Raw genomic sequence first — 14,107 nt, 5'->3', positions numbered from 1 at the left:
AGCCCGGACTAATAAGATGGCATTGAAATCCCCCGCGTTTCGTAGAAAATTTCCGTTGCTGGTAACCGGCAGTCTGCTGGCCTTGCAACCTTTCGCCACCTCATTCGTGGTCGCCGCGGAACAGTATGACTGCTCAGTCTCTGCTTCGGGTGCCTGGGATTGCGCGCCGAAGACGGCCGCCGCCCCATTGCCACCGCGCCCGGTGCATGACGGCGCTGCCGTCAGCTCGGCCAACAGCACGCCGCAAGGCAAAGCTGGCGGCAGCGTCGACGCCGAGCCCAAGACCATGCTGGTCACCGAGTCCAAGGGCCGTGGCCTGCGTTCGCGCAGTGCCGACTACAGCCACCTGGACTGGGTACCTCGCGACAAGCTGACCGCAGCACAGTTGGCCGAAACCGGCCCTTACTGCGGCGGCGCGTACATCGAGCCGACTCGTCCTGGCATGAACGACAAGACGAACAAGAGCGATGCACCGACCTTCATCGGCGCCAAGGCCTCGCGTTACGAGCAGGAGCAGCAGGTCGCTACCCTGGCCGGTGACGTGGTCATGCGCCAAGGCAGCATGCAACTGGAAGCGGACGAAGCCAGCCTGTACCAGGCTGAGAACCGTGGCGAACTGAACGGCAAAGTGCGCCTGCGCGACAACGGCGCCCTGATCGTGGGCGACCATGCCCAGGTCCAGCTCGACACCGGCGCCGCCCAGATCGACAACGCCGAATACGTGATGCACAAGTCGCGCATCCGCGGTAACGCGCTGTACGCCAAGCGTGCAGAGAACGCGATCATCCGTCTCAAGGACGGTACGTACACCACCTGCGAGCCGGACAGCAACGCCTGGCAGCTCAAGGGCAACAACATCACGTTGAACCCGGCCACCGGTTTCGGTACGGCGACCAACGCGACGTTGCGGGTCAAGAACATCCCGATCCTGTACACCCCGTACATCTACTTCCCGATCGACGACCGTCGCCAATCCGGCTTCCTGCCGCCGAGCTTCAGCACCGGTGGGGAAACTGGCTTTACGCTGGTAACGCCGTACTACTTCAACCTGGCGCCGAACTACGATGCCACGTTGTACCCGCAGTACATGACCAAGCGCGGCATGTTGATGGAGGGTGAGTTCCGCTATCTGACCAAGTCGAGTGAAGGGCAGTTTGGTGGGGCGTATCTCAACGATGACAATGACGAGCGAAGCAAGCAGACCGACTCCGAAAAAACCCGTTATATGCTCAACTGGCAGCATAAGGGCGGGCTGGATTCGCGCCTGACGACCTTGGTCGATTACACCAAGATCAGTGATCCGTTCTACTTCCAGGACTTGAAGTCCTATCAGGAAGGCGTTCAGAGCCAGGACTTCCTGAACCAGCAGGGTACCGTGAGCTACCGTGGCGACAGCTACCAGGCTGCCGTGAACTTGCAGTCGTACCAACTGGCAACGATTTCCCAGATCACTCCGTATGATCGACTACCGCAAATTACATTTAACGGTACCCTCCCGTTTCAACCGGCAGGGCTGAACTTCTCCTATGAGACAGAAGCAGTAAGGTTTGATCGTGACCTGCGCAGCGGTAGAGTTCGCAACCAGGACGGTGGCCCGTTTAATGCTGATGGCACCATCGGAGAGCGTCGCCTGGATGAAAACGTAACAGGCCTGACCCGTGCAAACGGTACCCGTCTGAACGTTGCGCCCGCAGTCTCGTACCCGATGAACTGGAGTTACGGTTTTATCACGCCGAAGTTGAAGTACGTCTATACCAAATACGACTTGGATCTCGATGGTAAAGGCAAGGACCAAATGGCCTTGGCCGGCCAGACGTTTAACAGCTCGCAAGATCGCTCCGTGCCTATTGCCAGTATCGACAGCGGCCTGTACTTCGACCGTAAAACCAATTGGTTCGGTAAAGACTACAACCAGACCCTCGAACCTCGTGCGTTCTACCTCTACGTACCGAATAAAGACCAGACCGAGATCCCTGTCTTCGACACCAGCGAGAACTCGTTCAGCTACTCCTCACTGTTCCGGGATAATCGCTTCAGCGGTTCCGACCGTATCGGCGACGAGAACAAGCTGTCCTTTGGCCTTACCAGCCGCTGGATTGAAGAGAACGGTTTCGAACGTCAACGCGCTTCCATCGGCCAAGCGGTGTACTTCAAGGATCGCGAAGTTCAATTGCCGGGCGTAGATGCCAAGACACGTGATGACGCGCACTCGAACGTATCTCCTGTTGCACTGGAGTACGAGTTCCGCTTCAACCGCGACTGGCGCGCCACAGCCGACTACAACTGGGATACCGAGACCCATAGTCCTCGCTCCGGCAGCGCAATGTTCCACTACCAGCCGGAAGACAACCCGAACAAGGTCGTCAACCTGGGCTACCGCTATCGCAACGACCAGGTTGTCTACAACCAACTGACCGGCAAATGGCAGTTCGGCGGTGACTTTGGCCAGGAAGGTGACAAGGATTTCGTGAAGGATTACTACAAAATCCAACAACACGACTTCTCGATGATGTGGCCGATCATTCCCCAGTGGAACCTGATCACCCGCTGGCAGTACGACTATGCCCGCAACCGTACCCTGGAAGCCTTCGGTGGTTTCGAGTACGACAACTGCTGCTGGAAACTGCGCGTCATCAACCGTTACTGGGTTTCCAACGACGAATACACGCAGCTCGCCCCTCAGAACGAAAAGGGTGACCACGGGCTCTTCTTCCAGATCGTCCTTAAAGGACTCGGCGGCCTGACCGGCGCCAAGGTAGAGAGCTTCCTCGACAAAGGCATTGAAGGTTATCGTGAACGTGAAGACAAAGCTTTCTGAGTGTTTGCGCCCGCTAGTGCTGGGCGCGCTGTTCCTGGGTACTGTTTCGGCACACGCCGCGGTTCAACAGCTGGATAAAGTCGCGGCCATCGTCGACAACGACGTGATCATGCAGAGCCAGCTGGACCAACGGGTCAAGGAAGTTCAGCAAACCATCGCCAAGCGTGGCGGTGGTGTACCACCGAGCAGCGTCCTGGAACCCCAGGTGCTGGAGCGTCTGATCGTCGAAAACCTGCAATTGCAGATTGGCGACCGTTCCGGCATCCGTATTTCGGACGAAGAACTGAACCAGGCCGTTGGCACCATTGCTCAGCGTAACAACATGAGCATTGATCAGTTCCGCGCCGCCCTGGCTCGCGATGGTTTGTCCTATGAGGACGCCCGTGACCAGATCAAGCGTGAAATGATCATCAGCCGTGTGCGCCAGCGCCGTGTGGCCGAACGGGTTCAGGTGTCCGAGCAGGAAGTGAAGAACTTCCTGGCTTCGGACTTGGGCAAGATGCAGCTCTCCGAAGAGTTGCACTTGGCCAATATCCTGATCCCAACCCCGGACGGAGCAAACTCTGAGCAGCTCAATGCCGCCGCCGCTAAAACCCAGGCGATCTACGAGCGTCTGAAAGCGGGTGCAGACTTTGCCCAGATGGCTATTGCTCAGTCCGGCAGCGACAACGCCCTTGAAGGCGGTGACATGGGCTGGCGTAAAGCCGCTCAATTGCCACCTCCGTTTGATCGCGAATTGAGCGCCATGGAAGTCGGCGGCATTACCCAGCCAGCACGCACTCCGGGTGGTTTCATCATCCTGAAGTTGCTGGAACGCCGCGGCGGCGAAACCTCGTTGAAAGACGAAGTCCATGTTCGTCACATCCTGGTCAAACCGAGCGAAATCCGCACCGAGGCCCAAACCAAGGAACTGGCACAGAAGATCTATGACCGCATTGAAAGCGGTGAAGACTTCGCCACCCTGGCCAAAAGCTTCTCGGAAGACCCAGGTTCTGCCCTTAACGGCGGCGACCTGAACTGGATCGACCCGAAAGCCCTGGTGCCTGAGTTCCAGCAGGTCATGGCCGAGACGCCACAAGGCGTATTGTCCAAGCCCTTCAAGACTCAGTACGGCTGGCATGTACTGGAAGTGCTTGGCCGTCGCGCCACGGACAACACCACCCAGGCCCGCGAGCAGCAAGCCCTGACCGTGTTGCGTAACCGCAAATACGACGAAGAGCTGCAAACCTGGCTGCGTCAGATCCGTGACGAAGCGTATGTAGAGAACAAGCTGCCAGGCGCCGAGCAAACAGGCACCGACCAGGCACCCCAGTGAAACCCCAGCGTTTCGCGGTGACACCCGGCGAGCCAGCCGGCATTGGTCCAGACCTGTGCCTGCTGCTTGCCTCGCAACCCCAGCCACACCCCCTGATTGCCATTACCAGCAGCGACCTGCTCCTTGAGCGGGCCGCGCAGCTGGGTGTGGCCGTCAACCTGCTGGACGTGGCGCCGGGCAACTGGCCCGACCTGCCGGCTCCCGCCGGTAGCCTGTATGTATGGGACACCCCGCTGCAGGCCAAGGTAGTGGCCGGGCAGTTGAACACGGCCAACGCGGCATTTGTGCTGGAGACGCTGACCCGTGCGGGCCAAGGCTGCATCGACGGCGACTTTGCCGGCATGATCACCGCCCCCGTGCACAAAGGCGTGATCAACGAATCCGGCATCGCCTTTTCCGGCCATACCGAATTCCTCGCCGAACTCACCCATACCGCTCAAGTGGTGATGATGCTCGCCACCCGTGGCCTGCGCGTGGCCCTGGTGACCACCCACTTGCCGCTGCGTGAAATCGCCGATGCCATCACTGCCGAACGTGTAGAGCGTGTCACGCGCATCCTGCACAGCGACCTGCAACACAAATTCGGCATTGCCCAACCGCGCATCCTGGTCTGTGGGCTCAACCCCCACGCCGGTGAAGGCGGCCACTTGGGCCATGAAGAAATCGACATCATTGAACCGACATTAGAGCGCCTGCGCCAAGAAGGCATGGACCTACGCGGCCCATTGCCTGCAGACACTCTGTTTACCCCCAAATATCTGGAGCACTGCGACGCAGTGCTGGCGATGTACCACGACCAGGGGCTGCCTGTGCTGAAATACAAAGGCTTTGGCGCCGCAGTCAACGTGACACTGGGCCTGCCGATCATCCGCACCTCCGTCGACCATGGCACTGCCCTGGACCTCGCAGGCAGCAGCAAGATCGATACCGGCAGCCTACACGTGGCCCTGGAAACCGCCTATCAGATGGCCGAGACCCGTATATGACTGAGCATTACCAACACCGGGCGCGCAAGCGCTTCGGGCAAAACTTCCTGCACGACGCTGGCGTGATCGATCGCATCCTGCGCTCCATTCATGCCAAGCCTGAAGACCGCCTGCTGGAAATCGGTCCGGGCCAGGGCGCGCTGACCCAAGGCCTGCTGGCCAGCGGTGGGCAACTGGACGTGGTGGAACTGGACAAGGACTTGATCCCGATCCTCAACCAGCAGTTCGCTGGCAAAGCCAACTTCAACCTGCACCAGGGCGACGCGCTGAAGTTCGACTTCAATAGCCTTAACGCTGCGCCTAACAGCCTGCGGGTAGTCGGCAACCTGCCCTACAACATTTCCACGCCACTGATTTTCCACCTGCTGAACAACGCAGGGATCATCCGCGACATGCACTTCATGCTGCAAAAGGAAGTGGTGGAGCGCCTGGCCGCGGGCCCTGGCGGTGGTGACTGGGGCCGCTTGTCGATCATGGTCCAGTATCACTGCCGCGTAGAGCACCTGTTCAACGTCGGCCCGGGCGCGTTCAACCCACCGCCGAAGGTCGATTCAGCCATCGTGCGCCTGGTGCCGCATGCCGTGTTGCCGCACCCGGCCAAGGATCACAAACTGCTGGAGCGTGTGGTACGCGAAGCGTTTAACCAACGCCGCAAGACCCTGCGTAACACCCTCAAGGCCCTGCTGAGCAACGCCGAGATCGAAGCCGCCGGCGTCGACGGCGGCCTGCGCCCCGAGCAACTGGACCTGGCCGCGTTCGTGCGCCTGGCTGACCAGCTTGCTATCCAGCCAGCGCCAACAGCGGTATAAGGTTCAACACCCTCCAATGTGGGAGCAAGCCCGCTCCCACAGGTTTAACCGCGTTTCAAGAGCCCAGACAGCATGTCTGGCCTAGTGCCCTCCTCTTGGCCTAGACTGACCCGCATCTGCTGTCCTTCGCTTTTAAGGCCTCTTGCATGTCCGATCCTCGCTATCAGATCGACGTCAGCGTCGTCACCCGCTTCCTGGCGGACCAATCGCAACCCGAACATAACCGCTTCGCCTTTGCCTACACCATTACAGTGAAGAACAACGGGCTGGTGCCGGCCAAGCTGCTGTCGCGCCACTGGATCATCACCGATGGCGACGGCCAGGTTGAGGAAGTGCGCGGGGCAGGCGTTGTCGGCCAACAGCCATTGATCGACGCCGGCACCAGCCACACTTATAGCAGCGGCACGGTGATGACTTCCAAGGTCGGCACCATGCAGGGCTCGTATCAGATGAAGGCCACCGACGGCCAACTGTTCGATGCCATCATCAAGCCCTTCCGCCTGGCCGTACCAGGAGCCCTGCACTGATGGCGACGTACGCGGTCGGCGACCTGCAAGGCTGCCTGGACCCTCTCAAGCGCCTGCTGGAGCGCGTAGCCTTCGACCCGGCAAATGATCGCCTGTGGCTGGTAGGCGACTTGGTCAACCGCGGCCCGCAGTCCCTGGAAACCCTGCGCTACCTCTATAGCCTGCGTGATTCTCTGGTCTGCGTGCTGGGCAACCATGACCTGCACTTGCTTGCGGCCGGCAACAACATCGAACGCCTCAAAAAAGGCGACACCCTGCGGGAAATCCTCGAAGCCCCAGACCGTGCTCAATTGCTCGACTGGCTGCGCCGGCAAAAACTCATGCACTACGATGAAGGCCGCAACATGGCCTTGGTGCATGCCGGTATCCCGCCCCAGTGGACGTTGAAAAAAGCCCTCAAATGCGCTGCCGAAGTTGAAACTGCGTTGGCCGATGACAACCTGTACACCGCGTACCTCGACGGCATGTACGGCAACGACCCAGTGAAGTGGGACAACGACCTCACGGGCGTGGCCCGCCTGCGAGTCATCACCAACTACTTCACACGGATGCGCTTCTGCACGGCCGAAGGCAAACTGGACCTCAAAAGCAAGGAAGGCGCCGACACCGCCCTTCCCGGCTACAAGCCCTGGTTCGCCTACAAGGAACGCAAGACCCGTGACACAAAGATCATCTTTGGCCACTGGGCCGCGCTGGAAGGCAAATGCGATGAGCCCGGCGTGTTCGCCCTCGACACCGGTTGCGTGTGGGGCGGTGCCATGACCCTGATGAACATCGACACGGGCGAACGTCTCGACTGCCAGTGCGAATCGCCCCTTTCCATTACCCAGACGGCCGCCGCCAAGCCCTAGGAGCCCGCCATGACCGAATTCAAACGTATCCCTCCCCAAGAAGCCCAGGCCCTGCGTGAGCAAGGTGCTGTAGTCGTCGACATCCGCGACCAGCCTACTTATGCCGCCGCTCACATCACCGGCGCCCAGCATTTGGACAACGTCAACATCGCCGACTTCATCCGCGCCGCTGACCTCGATGCGCCGCTGATCGTCGCCTGCTACCACGGCAATTCCAGCCAGAGCGCAGCCGCGTATCTGATCAGCCAGGGTTTCTCCGACGTCTATAGCCTGGACGGCGGGTTTGAGCTGTGGCGTGCGACCTTTCCTGCGGAAATTTCTTCAGGCGATTCGCAATAATTTTTTTCACACCCCGCTACCCCGCGTGACGCTTGGGCTTGCGCCGTTTCTGACGAACGGCGCAGCCAAACTAATTGCGCATCGCGCCTTGACCTCCCGGATTCCGAACTATCCTTAAGCGCAGGCCATCCGAATCAGGGGAGAGCCGGTACACCGGCGTACGGGTCATCGGTAGCGTTTCAGGGTGTTCTGGGGGGAAAACAGCCATTGGCGTGCGTCAATGACTGCCAGCATCGACTGATTGATCCGGCGTCGGCTCCACGTATCGAGCGAGGTGACGACGTCATGAGTATCTTTAGCCACTTCCAACAACGCTTCGCGTCCACACAGCAGGAAGAACTCACGCTTCAGGAGTATCTCGAGCTGTGCAAACAGGACCGCAGCACCTACGCCTCTGCCGCCGAACGCCTGCTACTGGCGATTGGCGAGCCAGAACTGGTGGAAACCGCCAATAATTCGCGCCTGTCGCGGATATTTTCCAACAAGGTGATCCGCCGCTATCCGGCCTTTGAAGACTTCCATGGGATGGAAGAATGCATCGACCAGATCGTTTCCTACTTCCGCCATGCCGCCCAAGGCCTGGAAGAGAAGAAGCAGATCCTCTATCTGCTCGGCCCGGTCGGCGGCGGCAAGTCGTCCCTGGCGGAAAAGCTCAAGCAATTGATCGAGAAGGTGCCCTTCTATGCGATCAAGGGCTCGCCCGTCTTCGAGTCGCCCCTGGGCCTGTTCAACGCCACGGAAGATGGCGCAATCCTGGAGGAAGACTTTGGCATACCGCGGCGCTACCTCAACACCATCATGTCGCCCTGGGCCACCAAGCGCCTGGCCGAGTTCGGTGGTGATATCAGCCAGTTCCGCGTGGTGAAACTCTACCCGTCGATCCTCAACCAGATCGGCGTGGCCAAGACCGAACCCGGCGATGAAAACAACCAGGACATTTCGGCACTGGTGGGTAAGGTCGATATCCGCAAACTGGAAGAATTCCCGCAGAACGATGCCGATGCCTACAGCTATTCGGGCGCATTGTGCCGGGCCAACCAGGGCCTGATGGAGTTCGTGGAGATGTTCAAGGCACCGATCAAGGTGCTGCACCCACTGCTCACCGCTACCCAGGAAGGCAACTACAACAGTACTGAAGGCCTGGGGGCGATTCCGTTCACCGGGATCCTGCTGGCCCACTCCAACGAATCGGAATGGCATACCTTCCGCAACAACAAGAACAACGAAGCCTTCATCGACCGGATCTATATCGTCAAGGTGCCGTACTGCCTGCGGGTCAGCGACGAAATCAAGATCTACGACAAACTGCTGTTCAACAGTTCCCTGGCCAAGGCCCATTGCGCGCCCGACACCTTGAAGATGCTTGCCCAGTTCACCGTGCTGTCGCGCCTCAAGGAGCCGGAGAACTCCAATATCTATTCGAAGATGCGCGTCTACGATGGCGAAAACCTCAAGGACACCGATCCCAAGGCCAAGTCGATCCAGGAGTACCGTGACACAGCCGGTGTGGACGAGGGCATGAACGGTCTGTCGACGCGCTTTGCGTTCAAGATCCTGTCCAAAGTTTTCAACTTCGACCCTCACGAGATCGCCGCCAACCCGGTGCACTTGCTCTATGTGCTTGAGCAGCAGATTGAACAGGAGCAGTTCCAAGCCGAAACCCGTGAGCGCTACCTGCGCTTCCTCAAGGAATACCTGGCGCCGCGCTACATCGAGTTCATCGGCAAGGAAATCCAGACCGCTTACCTGGAGTCGTACAGCGAGTACGGCCAGAACATCTTCGACCGCTACGTGCTGTACGCCGACTTCTGGATCCAGGACCAGGAATACCGCGACCCGGAAACCGGCGAAATCCTCAACCGCGTGGCCCTCAACGAAGAACTGGAAAAGATCGAGAAACCCGCCGGCATCAGCAATCCGAAGGATTTCCGCAACGAGATCGTCAATTTCGTACTGCGTGCCCGTGCCAACAACAACGGCAAGAACCCCACTTGGCTCAGCTACGAGAAGCTGCGGGTGGTCATCGAGAAGAAAATGTTCTCCAACACCGAGGACCTGCTGCCCGTCATCAGCTTCAACGCCAAAGCCAGCAAGGAGGATCAGCAAAAACACAACGACTTCGTCACACGCATGGTCGAGCGAGGCTACACCGACAAACAGGTACGGCTGCTCTCCGAGTGGTACCTGCGGGTTCGCAAATCGCAGTAAGGCAGCGGCAAGCGCGCACTGCCAGGCATCCGGCCTGGCATGCGACCGCTTGTCCCTAAGCTTCCAGCTCGCGGCTTGAAGCTTGTAACGTGAAGCTGCCCGGAGGGCTCCCCATGAGCTATGTGATCGACCGACGCCTCAATGGCAAGAACAAGAGCACGGTAAACCGTCAGCGTTTCCTGCGGCGCTACCGTGACCACATCAAAAAGGCGGTAGAAGAGGCCGTCAGCCGCCGTTCCATCACCGACATGGAGCATGGCGAACAAATCAGCATTCCCGGCAGGGACATCGATGAACCGGTGCTTCACCATGGTCGCGGCGGCAAACAGACCGTGGTACACCCCGGCAACAAGGAATTCACCACCGGCGAACATATCCAGCGCCCACAAGGCGGCGGCGGTGGCAAAGGCCCGGGCAAGGCCGGCAACTCTGGCGAAGGCATGGATGAATTCGTGTTCCAGATCACCCAGGAAGAATTCCTCGAATTCATGTTCGAAGACCTGGAACTGCCCAACCTGGTCAAGCGCAACCTCACCGGCACCGACACCTTCAAGACCGTACGCGCAGGCATCAGCAACGAGGGCAACCCTTCGCGCATCAATATCATCCGTACCCTGCGTTCAGCCCATGCACGGCGCATCGCCCTGTCCGGTAGCAGCCGCGCCAAACTCAAGCAGGCCAAGGAAGAGTTAGCACGCTTGAAGCGCGAAGAACCGGACAACTTCGGCGATATCCAGGAAATCGAGGCGGAAATCGAAAAACTCAGCGCACGCATTCACCGCGTGCCGTTCCTCGATACCTTTGACTTGAAGTACAACCTGCTGGTCAAGCAACCCAACCCCAGCTCCAAGGCGGTGATGTTCTGCCTGATGGACGTTTCCGGCTCCATGACCCAGGCCACCAAGGACATCGCCAAGCGCTTCTTTATCCTGCTTTACCTGTTTCTGAAACGGAACTACGACAAGATTGACGTCGTGTTCATCCGCCATCACACCAGCGCCCGGGAAGTGGACGAAGAGGAGTTTTTCTACTCGCGGGAAACCGGCGGCACCATCGTTTCCAGTGCACTGAAGCTGATGCAGGAGATCATGGCCGAGCGCTACCCCGCCAACGAGTGGAACATCTACGCCGCCCAAGCCTCCGACGGCGATAACTGGAACGACGACTCGCCGATCTGCCGGGATATTTTGATCAACCAGATCATGCCGTTCGTGCAGTACTACACTTACGTCGAAATCACCCCCCGTGAGCACCAGGCCCTGTGGTTCGAATACGAGCGCATCGGCGAAGCCTTTGCCGATACGTTCGCCCAGCAGCAACTGGTCTCGGCCGGCGATATCTACCCGGTCTTCCGTGAACTCTTCCAGCGCAGGTTAGTGACATGACCGCCAAAAAAGAGAACAAGCGCCAACCCATTTCCACCGGCTCCGAGTGGACCTTTGAACTGATCCAGGCCTATGACCGGGAAATCAGCCGTATCGCGGCGGGTTATGCCCTGGACACCTACCCCAACCAGATAGAAGTCATCACCGCTGAACAGATGATGGATGCCTATGCCTCGGTGGGCATGCCCCTGGGCTATCACCATTGGTCCTACGGGAAACACTTCCTCAGTACCGAGAAGTCCTACACCCGGGGCCAGATGGGCCTGGCCTACGAGATCGTGATCAACTCCGACCCGTGCATCGCGTACCTGATGGAAGAAAACACCATCTGCATGCAGGCGCTGGTAGTGGCCCATGCCTGCTATGGGCATAACAGTTTCTTCAAGGGCAATTACCTGTTTCGCACCTGGACCGATGCCAGTTCGATCATCGATTACCTGGTGTTCGCCAAGCAATACATCATGCAGTGCGAGGAGCGCCACGGTATCGATGCGGTGGAAGACCTGTTGGACTCCTGCCATGCGCTGATGAATTACGGGGTCGATCGCTATAAGCGCCCCTATCCTATTTCTGCCGAAGAGGAGCGCCTGCGCCAGAAGGAACGCGAGGAGCACCTGCAGAAACAGATCAACGACCTGTGGCGCACCATCCCCAAGCGCGCCGACAAGAACAGCGACAAGGACAATGCACGCTTCCCCGCCGAACCGCAGGAAAACATCCTGTACTTCCTGGAAAAACACGCACCGCTGCTGGAACCCTGGCAGCGTGAAATCGTGCGCATCGTACGCAAGATCGCGCAATATTTTTATCCCCAGCGCCAAACCCAGGTGATGAACGAAGGCTGGGCTACCTTCTGGCATTACACCCTGATGAACGACCTGTACGACGAAGGCCTGGTCACTGACGGCTTTATGATGGAGTTCCTCACGTCCCACACCAGCGTGGTCTTCCAACCAGGCTTCGATAGCCCGTATTACAACGGCATCAACCCCTATGCGCTGGGTTTTGCCATGTATCGCGATATTCGCCGTATGTGCGAGCACCCCACAGAGGAAGACCGCCGCTGGTTCCCGGAAATCGCCGGCAGCGACTGGCTATCGACCATCAAGTTCGCGATGAGCAGCTTCAAGGATGAGAGTTTTATCCTGCAGTACCTGTCGCCCCAGGTGATTCGCGACCTCAAGCTGTTCAGCATCCTGGACGACGACCTCAAGGATGACCTGGTGGTGCCTGCCATCCACGACGAACCCGGCTACCGCATCATTCGCGAAACCCTGGCCGCGCAATACAACCTGGGTAACCGCGAGCCTAACGTGCAGATCTACAGCATCGACGTGCGTGGCGACCGTTCGCTGACCCTGCGTCACCAGCAGCACGACCGCAAACCCTTGGGCGAATCCACCGAGGAAGTGCTCAAGCACCTGCATCGGCTCTGGGGTTTTGATATTCATCTGGAAACCCTGCAGGGCGACCAGGTGATGAAAACCCACCATGTGCCACCGCGCAGCGATCATAACGACAACGACTACGGCCGCTTGGACATGGCCGTCGTTCATCTCTGAAACAGCAAAGCCTCCATTGGCCAGGCTCAGGCGTTATCCTGTGCCGCTAATGGAGGCTTTTTCATGAAAATCTACAAAGTCGGCGGCGCCGTACGTGATCGCCTTCTGGGCATCGAGGTCACCGATATAGACCGCGTCGTCGTTGGCGCGACGGCCGAAGAGATGCTCGCCAAAGGTTATAAACCGGTGGGCGCTGATTTCCCGGTATTTCTCGACCCGAAGAACGGTGACGAATACGCCCTCGCTCGCACCGAACGCAAGAATGGCCGGGGTTACGGCGGCTTTATATTCCATGCGAGCCCCGACGTTACGCTGGAAGAAGACCTGATCCGGCGTGACCTGACCATCAATGCCATGGCGGAGGACGACGAAGGTAATCTGACTGACCCTTACCACGGCCAACGCGACCTTGAAGCGCGTATTTTGCGGCATGTTTCTCCCGCGTTCGCCGAAGATCCCCTCCGCGTCTTGCGCGTTGCACGCTTCGCCGCGCGCTATGCGCCTCTGGGCTTCACAGTCGCCCCTGAGACCCTGGCGTTAATGCGCCAACTCAGTGAGTCCGGCGAGCTGGAGGCCCTTACCCCCGAGCGCAGCTGGAAGGAAATCTCACGGGCGCTGATGGAAGCTCAACCCCAGGTATTCATCCAAGTGCTGCGTGACTGCGACGCGCTGAAAACCTTGATGCCGGAAGTGAATGCGCTGTTCGGCGTGCCGCAGCCCGCAGCGCATCACCCGGAAATAGACACCGGCGTGCACACCTTGAGCGTGCTGGAGCAGGCCGCCCTGCACAAGCAACCGCTGAGCGTGCGCTGGGCCTGCCTGCTGCATGATTTGGGCAAAGGCCTGACGCCTGTGGATAAGTTGCCGCAGCATATTGCCCACGAGCAACGCGGCCTGAAGCTGATCAAAGCGGTGAACGAGCGTTTCAAGGTGCCGAAGGATTGCCAGGAGTTGGCCCTGCTGGTGGGGCAATATCATACCCATGGGCATCGTGCGCTGGAGCTCAAGGCCTCGACATTGCTGGAGTTGCTGCAAAGCTTCGACGTGTACCGTCGGCCGCAACGCTTTGAAGAGTTCGTGGCGGCCTGCGAAATGGACGCTCGGGGCCGCCAGGGTTTTGAGCAACGCAGTTATCCACAGGCCGATTATTTGCGCGCAGCGGCAAAGGCCGCACGCGAAGTGCCGGTAGCGCCACTGCTGGAAAAAGGCTTCAAAGGCCCCGAACTGGGCGAGGCGCTCAAGCGCGAACGACTAAACGCATTGAAAGCCTACAAGGAACAGCAAAAGCCCCCGTAGGAGCGAGCTTG

The 14,107-nt window shown here is 59.0% G+C and carries 11 protein-coding genes; all 11 read left to right on the top strand.

Features of this window, described 5'->3' with window-relative positions:
- Positions 1–16: 16 nt before the first annotated feature.
- The 11 genes from TX24_RS10735 (at position 17) to TX24_RS10685 (ending at position 14,096) form a co-directional block, all read left to right on the top strand.
- Positions 17–2,818 (top strand): LPS-assembly protein LptD, encoded by a 2,802-nt coding sequence (locus TX24_RS10735; RefSeq protein WP_057710303.1) that lies wholly within the window; start codon positions 17–19, stop codon positions 2,816–2,818.
- Positions 2,799–4,133, top strand: coding sequence for a peptidylprolyl isomerase (locus TX24_RS10730; protein ID WP_137204231.1), 1,335 nt, complete (start codon positions 2,799–2,801; stop codon positions 4,131–4,133). The genes TX24_RS10735 and TX24_RS10730 overlap by 20 nt, the downstream gene beginning before the upstream one ends.
- Positions 4,130–5,119 carry a 4-hydroxythreonine-4-phosphate dehydrogenase PdxA gene (gene pdxA, locus TX24_RS10725; RefSeq protein WP_057710302.1) on the top strand — a complete coding sequence of 330 codons (990 nt, stop codon included), beginning with the start codon at positions 4,130–4,132 and terminating at the stop codon, positions 5,117–5,119. The genes TX24_RS10730 and pdxA overlap by 4 nt, the downstream gene beginning before the upstream one ends.
- The gene (gene rsmA, locus TX24_RS10720) at positions 5,116–5,928 is read left to right on the top strand and encodes a 16S rRNA (adenine(1518)-N(6)/adenine(1519)-N(6))-dimethyltransferase RsmA (protein ID WP_057710301.1); all 813 of its coding nucleotides are present in this window, start codon (positions 5,116–5,118) and stop codon (positions 5,926–5,928) included. The genes pdxA and rsmA overlap by 4 nt, the downstream gene beginning before the upstream one ends.
- A 146-nt stretch (positions 5,929–6,074) precedes the next feature.
- Positions 6,075–6,455: a Co2+/Mg2+ efflux protein ApaG gene (gene apaG, locus TX24_RS10715; RefSeq protein WP_044269452.1), complete on the top strand. Its 381-nt coding sequence runs from the start codon at positions 6,075–6,077 to the stop codon at positions 6,453–6,455.
- Positions 6,455–7,306, top strand: coding sequence for a symmetrical bis(5'-nucleosyl)-tetraphosphatase (locus TX24_RS10710; protein ID WP_057710300.1), 852 nt, complete (start codon positions 6,455–6,457; stop codon positions 7,304–7,306). The genes apaG and TX24_RS10710 overlap by 1 nt, the downstream gene beginning before the upstream one ends.
- 9 nt (positions 7,307–7,315) lie before the next feature.
- Positions 7,316–7,645, top strand: a complete 330-nt coding sequence (gene glpE, locus TX24_RS10705) for a thiosulfate sulfurtransferase GlpE (RefSeq protein ID WP_032895035.1) — start codon at positions 7,316–7,318, stop codon at positions 7,643–7,645.
- Between the two features lie 285 nt (positions 7,646–7,930).
- The gene (locus TX24_RS10700) at positions 7,931–9,853 is read left to right on the top strand and encodes a PrkA family serine protein kinase (protein ID WP_003194732.1); all 1,923 of its coding nucleotides are present in this window, start codon (positions 7,931–7,933) and stop codon (positions 9,851–9,853) included.
- Positions 9,854–9,966: 113 nt separating this feature from the next.
- Complete coding sequence (locus TX24_RS10695) at positions 9,967–11,238, top strand: YeaH/YhbH family protein (RefSeq protein WP_003194735.1); 1,272 nt, start codon at positions 9,967–9,969, stop codon at positions 11,236–11,238.
- Complete coding sequence (locus TX24_RS10690) at positions 11,235–12,800, top strand: SpoVR family protein (protein ID WP_003194736.1); 1,566 nt, start codon at positions 11,235–11,237, stop codon at positions 12,798–12,800. Before TX24_RS10695 ends, TX24_RS10690 begins: the two co-directional genes overlap by 4 nt.
- 63 nt (positions 12,801–12,863) lie before the next feature.
- Positions 12,864–14,096, top strand: a complete 1,233-nt coding sequence (locus tag TX24_RS10685; protein WP_057710299.1) for a multifunctional CCA addition/repair protein — start codon at positions 12,864–12,866, stop codon at positions 14,094–14,096.
- The last annotated feature ends 11 nt before the right edge of the window (positions 14,097–14,107 follow it).

Source organism: Pseudomonas lactis (assembly GCF_001439845.1).
GTDB classification, from domain to species: domain Bacteria; phylum Pseudomonadota; class Gammaproteobacteria; order Pseudomonadales; family Pseudomonadaceae; genus Aquipseudomonas; species Aquipseudomonas lactis.
The sequence above is the reverse complement of the archived record's forward strand: the minus strand, read 5'-3'. Positions and strand labels throughout refer to the sequence as shown.

Excerpts from the sequence above, each read along its gene's own strand:
- TX24_RS10700 (WP_003194732.1), top strand. The coding sequence starts at position 7,931 with ATGAGTATCTTTAGCCACTTCCAACAACGCTTCGCGTCCACACAGCAG.
- glpE (WP_032895035.1), top strand. The coding sequence starts at position 7,316 with ATGACCGAATTCAAACGTATCCCTCCCCAAGAAGCCCAGGCCCTGCGT.
- TX24_RS10690 (WP_003194736.1), top strand. The coding sequence starts at position 11,235 with ATGACCGCCAAAAAAGAGAACAAGCGCCAACCCATTTCCACCGGCTCC.
- TX24_RS10695 (WP_003194735.1), top strand. The coding sequence starts at position 9,967 with ATGAGCTATGTGATCGACCGACGCCTCAATGGCAAGAACAAGAGCACG.
- TX24_RS10685 (WP_057710299.1), top strand. The coding sequence starts at position 12,864 with ATGAAAATCTACAAAGTCGGCGGCGCCGTACGTGATCGCCTTCTGGGC.
- rsmA (WP_057710301.1), top strand. The coding sequence starts at position 5,116 with ATGACTGAGCATTACCAACACCGGGCGCGCAAGCGCTTCGGGCAAAAC.
- apaG (WP_044269452.1), top strand. The coding sequence starts at position 6,075 with ATGTCCGATCCTCGCTATCAGATCGACGTCAGCGTCGTCACCCGCTTC.
- TX24_RS10735 (WP_057710303.1), top strand. The coding sequence starts at position 17 with ATGGCATTGAAATCCCCCGCGTTTCGTAGAAAATTTCCGTTGCTGGTA.
- TX24_RS10710 (WP_057710300.1), top strand. The coding sequence starts at position 6,455 with ATGGCGACGTACGCGGTCGGCGACCTGCAAGGCTGCCTGGACCCTCTC.